This window comes from Jannaschia seosinensis (assembly GCF_001408515.1).
Lineage (GTDB): Bacteria > Pseudomonadota > Alphaproteobacteria > Rhodobacterales > Rhodobacteraceae > Jannaschia > Jannaschia seosinensis.
The window spans coordinates 1-2,829 of the sequence record NZ_CYPR01000134.1 but is presented as its reverse complement, the minus strand read 5'-3'; the positions used below and the strand labels follow the sequence as shown (position 1 = coordinate 2,829).

The window sequence follows — 2,829 nt, the reverse complement described above, 5'->3', positions numbered from 1 at the left end:
GAAAAGAAGACCCGGATCATCGTGACCCTGCCGGCATCGTGTCCCCGAAAGGGACTTCTCCTCCTTCTCTTCGACGCCCTCGCCCCACCGAAAACAGCCTGACGCATGCGCCCCGACAAACCCCGAAACATCAACCCGTATCGCCCAAGACCCAAGTCACCGGCCGGCCTGCCAACCGGACGCAAACACCGGGTGCGCGCAAGAAAACCGAGACCGGGGAAACCATCCCACGGAGCACAAGTCCGCAGCTTCATGAATTATGCGGGTTAAGTGCCAGGCGGATGGCCTCGTCCTGACTGGCGGCGAGCGTGAGCTCCGTGTTCCGCTCGACCCAAGGCAGCGCCCTGTCGGCATCGATTTCCGCCCATGGCAGGGGGGCATTACGGATGCGACGGATTTGCTCTGCAATCCCGCGCTCCGCCAGATAGAGCCCGGTCAGGAAGATGCACTCGACTTCGCCTACCCGGTCGGCCGTGACCGTTTCTTCGGCCAGTTCTTCCCGCAAGGCGCTCTCGATCAGCGCCGCAGGGACCTCAAGAAGCTTTTCCGCAAGCCGGATCAGGTCGGCCCGGGGCAGCCCGCAATTGCCGTCGCCCATTGCCTCGGTCAGCGCGAACGAGATCCCCGCGCGCACACGGATCATGGCGGTCTTCGCGATCCCGAGTTTCTCGGCGATCAGGTCGGCGGTTCGAAAGCCGATGCCGCGGATGTCCTTGGCCAGCCGGTAGGGGTTCTCGCTCATCACCTGAACGGCATCGGTGCCATAGGTCTTGAAGATCCGCACCGCGCACGCCGTGCCGACGCCATGCTCGTGCAGGAACACCATGATTTCGCGGATCACCTTCTGGTCGGCCCAGCCGGCGGTAATCTTGTCGGCTCGCTTGGGGCCAATCCCCTCGACGTCACGCAGCCGCTCGGGTGTCGCTTCGATGATGTCGAACACGTCCTTGCCGAACATCCTGACCAGCCGCTTGGCATAGACCGGTCCGATGCCGCGGATCATGCCCGAGCCGAGATGTTTTTCTATTCCGTCGATGGTCGAGGGGGCGGAAACCTTCAGGAACTGCGCCTTGAACTGCAAGCCGCGAGTGCGGTCGTTGATCCAGACGCCTGAGGCGGTGATCCATTCGCCGGCCGAGATCATCGCGGCGTGCCCTATGGTGGTCACCAGATCCCGGTGCCCACGTGCCTTGACCCGCAGAACGCAGAATCCGCTTTCGTCACTATGGAACGTGACGCGCTCCACCAGACCCGCCAGATCCTCGGTGGTGGCCTTTGTTTCTGTCATGTTTTCGGAGATTTACCCGCCTGACGATCCTGTCGAGCGAGGTCGGCCATGGCCTTGCTGAAGAGGTGCCGTGGAATGTTTGCGAGGGCAAACCGCTTCCTGTGCGAAGGGCGATCGGGATCATCCGCCTCGATGGCCAACTCGATGGTTTGTTCACTGGCTTGAAAAGAAACGGTAATTTCGGCCTCGCCGAAGTCCACCTCGTGCCGGCGGCCATTTTCGCCGCGAATGATGACATGGCTCATCGTTACATTTCCCGCCCGTACCAGCGCACGCGTCCAACGATATTGACCTCGTCCGCGGTGCATTCATAGGGCGAATACTGCTTGTTGTCGGAGATGATGCGCACGCGCGGCGGGTCGCTCATCGGCATGTGTTCCAGCCGCTTGGCCACGAGACCCATCCCGTCGTGTAGAACAAACACGCCCGGAGGGATGGGGTTGCGCTGGTTCATGTCGACCAGGACGACGTCGCCATCATTGAGTGTCGGTGTCATGCTGTCGCCCTGCACAGCCATGACGCGCAACATCGACGGGGCCGCCTTGAGGCGATTGCGGATCCAGGCGCGCCGGAAATGGAAGTCCCGCGCCGGGCCGTCTTCGGTCTCAACGATTGCCCCGCCGCCCATGGAGGGGCGCACAGCGGCGTACTGGATGGCGACGAAATCGTTGTGGTAGTCCTCGGTGATGGGATCGTCCCCTTCGACGCGGCCCTTGCCGGACAAGAGCCATTCGGGTTCCACCTTTACCACCCCAGCGATGCGGGTGAGCTTGTCGAGGTTGGGGGTTTGCGAGCGCCCGCGCAGGATGTCGTAGACGAAGGACCTGTTGATCCCTGCGCCTCGCGCCACTTCCGCGACGGACATGCCGAGCTGGTTGATCCGCGCACGCAGTCGTTCATGCATTGGCACAGACATGTCCACTCTCTCTGTTGGTTCATGTGGAAAAAGCAGGATTGAAGCCTGCTTGTCAATCTCGTAGGAACAAAACGGGAACACAATGCCAGAAGGAATCGAGGATGCGGTTTGAGCGCGATGCATTCCAGCTGTGCGAGCTTGCCGATCTCTGGGGCATCGACGGGGCTGACATCCGCTACCTCGTTGCCAGCAACAGGATGCGTCTGTCGGTGCGCATCGTGGCCCAATCCGCACTCCTGTCCGAGGAGGAGCTGACGGCGGAGGGAGAGCCTTTCTGGATGCCCGTCGAGTTATGTCCGAAAGTTGGTGATGGCCTGAAGTAGGCGGCATATCATGGCGGTGTTCACGCGCCGTCAGTCTCAAAAGAGAAAGGATATGCCACCATGGCCAAATCTACCGTTGTCCCGTTCGAACTGCCATCGGAATTTTCTGCGGATCCGTTGACCGAGGTAATCCACGCTGGGGCCAAGGAGCTTCTGCGAACGGCGGTTCAGGCGGAGGTATCCGCCTTCCTCGCCGAGCATGCGCATCTTCTGGACGAGGAGGGCCGCCAGCGTCTTGTGCGCCATGGTTTTCTGCCCGAGCGCGAGATGATGACCGGGATCGGGACCATTCCTGTGCAGGT

Annotated in this window: 4 protein-coding genes and 1 pseudogene; 2 read left to right on the top strand and 3 right to left on the bottom strand. The window is 61.5% G+C overall.

The window, feature by feature from the left end; all coding sequences use genetic code 11:
• Positions 1-250: 250 nt before the first annotated feature.
• The 3 genes from JSE7799_RS10395 to JSE7799_RS10385 are packed head-to-tail and all read right to left on the bottom strand — an operon-like array spanning position 251 to position 2,192.
• Entirely contained in the window at positions 251-1,288 is a 1,038-nt protein-coding gene (locus tag JSE7799_RS10395; protein WP_245624861.1) for a helix-hairpin-helix domain-containing protein, read from the bottom strand.
• Positions 1,285-1,533 (bottom strand): hypothetical protein, encoded by a 249-nt coding sequence (locus tag JSE7799_RS10390; protein WP_055663548.1) that lies wholly within the window; start codon positions 1,531-1,533, stop codon positions 1,285-1,287. Before JSE7799_RS10390 ends, JSE7799_RS10395 begins: the two co-directional genes overlap by 4 nt.
• 2 nt (positions 1,534-1,535) lie before the next feature.
• Complete coding sequence (locus JSE7799_RS10385; RefSeq protein ID WP_275934897.1) at positions 1,536-2,192, bottom strand: LexA family transcriptional regulator; 657 nt, start codon at positions 2,190-2,192, stop codon at positions 1,536-1,538.
• Between the two features lie 113 nt (positions 2,193-2,305).
• Here JSE7799_RS10385 and JSE7799_RS10380 point away from each other — a divergent pair, with 113 nt between their 5' ends.
• Together JSE7799_RS10380 and JSE7799_RS10375 are read left to right on the top strand one after the other, a co-directional pair.
• The gene (locus JSE7799_RS10380; RefSeq protein WP_055663546.1) at positions 2,306-2,527 is read left to right on the top strand and encodes a hypothetical protein; all 222 of its coding nucleotides are present in this window, start codon (positions 2,306-2,308) and stop codon (positions 2,525-2,527) included.
• Positions 2,528-2,587: 60 nt separating this feature from the next.
• Positions 2,588-2,829, top strand: a pseudogene (locus tag JSE7799_RS10375) (IS256 family transposase); the annotation flags it as partial.